The following is a 1,548-nucleotide window of genomic DNA, read 5'->3' as shown; positions in this document are numbered from 1 at the left end:
TATGCCGACGGCACCGACGCGCTGGTGCTGCGGGTCACGCTCAGCCCCGGCGGATGACGACCGCGGTACGTCCGTCGGCGTCGGTTTCAACCGCAAGCACCGTGTGCCCCTGCGCGGCAGCGGTCTCCGGCACGTTGCGACGCGGCTCTTCGCCGCGCAGCCAGACGCGCAATACCTGTCCCGGCTGCATGGCATCGAGCGCGAGACGGGTCCGCACATAGGTCATCGGGCAGATATCCGCCATGACATCGACTTCACGGTCGACGGATTTCAACTTATCCACGATCACCTTTACTGGACATCCTGGGCAATCTGATGTTGCGGCTCGGCCGAGATCAATCCTATATGAATGCATGTCAACTATCCCCGTCGCCGCGAAAGGCAAACCGATGGCTGAAGCGTCGGCTCCGTCGAACGTTCTTGGTCTGACGGCGCAAATCGTGTCCGCTCATGTTTCGAACAACCCTGTCTCGCCGGACGTGCTGCCGACGCTGATCCAGGAGGTCTACCGCACGCTCGCCAATATCGGTCGGGAGCCGCCGGAGCCGGAAAAGCCGCAGCCCGCGGTGCCGGTGAAGAAGTCGGTCTTTCCCGATCACATCGTTTGTCTGGAAGACGGCAAGCAGCTCAAGATGCTGAAGCGCCATCTCAAGACCGCCTACAACATGACGCCGGAGCAGTATCGCGAGCGTTGGGGCCTGCCGCCGGATTACCCGATGGTCGCGCCCAACTACGCCCGTCACCGGTCGTCGCTCGCCAAGAAGATCGGCCTCGGCACCAAGCCCCGCACGACCGGCCGCCGCTGATCCGGCGCCGGGCGGCGGACGCCGCCGTTTGCTTCCCGGCGCCCCGCCCCGCTAAATTGATCCCACCGTGGCCGGCCCGTTCGGGCGGCGGCGCGCGGGGCGGCAATCGCCCGTCCCGCAAGATCCCGCGCCCCGTCCGGTTCTGCCGGCAAGCGGCGGCGCGCGACGGACGGCTGTCTGACCGGGTCGGAGACCGATGGAAACCCGCATCGAGCGCCTGTGCGTGGAGCGCGGACTGAAGATGACCGGGCAGCGCCGGGTGATCGCCCGCGTGCTGTCGGAGGCGAGCGACCATCCCGACGTGGAGGAGCTGTACCGGCGCGCCAGCGCGCTCGACGCCCGTATCTCCATCGCCACCGTCTACCGGACGGTCCGGCTGCTTGAGGAAAAGGGGATACTGGAGCGCCGCGACTTCGGCGGCGGCCGCGCCCGCTACGAGGCGACGGAGCACGGACATCATTATCATCTGATCGACATAGACACGGGCCGCGTGATCGAGTTTGCGGACTCCGAACACCTCACGATGATGCAGAAGGTGGCGCGCCGGCTCGGCTTCGACCTCGTCTCGGTCCGTCTGGAACTGTACGGCCACAAGATCGAGCCGGCCGACATGGGTACTGCGGACCCCGGGGCGGCGCCGGATGCGCGGGACGGAGACGGTCATGCGGAAAGCGGGCCGGCGGGAGGCGGACCGGCGGGACACCAGACGCCGGGTGCGGCAACGGCCGGCCACGCCGCGCAG

At 67.5% G+C, this 1,548-nt stretch carries 2 protein-coding genes and 1 pseudogene; 2 read left to right on the top strand and 1 reads right to left on the bottom strand.

Going from position 1 to position 1,548, the window contains the following annotated elements; translation table 11 throughout:
- Positions 1-40: 40 nt before the first annotated feature.
- Positions 41-289, bottom strand: coding sequence for a sulfurtransferase TusA family protein (locus tag B8460_RS19735; RefSeq protein WP_241771251.1), 249 nt, complete (start codon positions 287-289; stop codon positions 41-43).
- Positions 290-389: 100 nt separating this feature from the next.
- On the opposite strand from B8460_RS19735, the gene B8460_RS19730 reads away from it, so the two are divergent.
- A complete protein-coding gene (locus B8460_RS19730) occupies positions 390-806 on the top strand; it encodes a MucR family transcriptional regulator (protein WP_048863336.1) in 417 nt (138 codons plus the stop codon).
- Between the two features lie 196 nt (positions 807-1,002).
- Positions 1,003-1,407 (top strand): annotated as a pseudogene (locus B8460_RS19725) (Fur family transcriptional regulator); the annotation flags it as partial.
- Positions 1,408-1,548 lie beyond the last annotated feature (141 nt).

The organism is Acidisphaera rubrifaciens HS-AP3, assembly GCF_000964365.1.
Classification (GTDB): domain Bacteria; phylum Pseudomonadota; class Alphaproteobacteria; order Acetobacterales; family Acetobacteraceae; genus Acidisphaera; species Acidisphaera rubrifaciens.
Note: the sequence above shows the minus strand (reverse complement) of the source record. Positions and strands in the feature narration are given on the sequence as shown.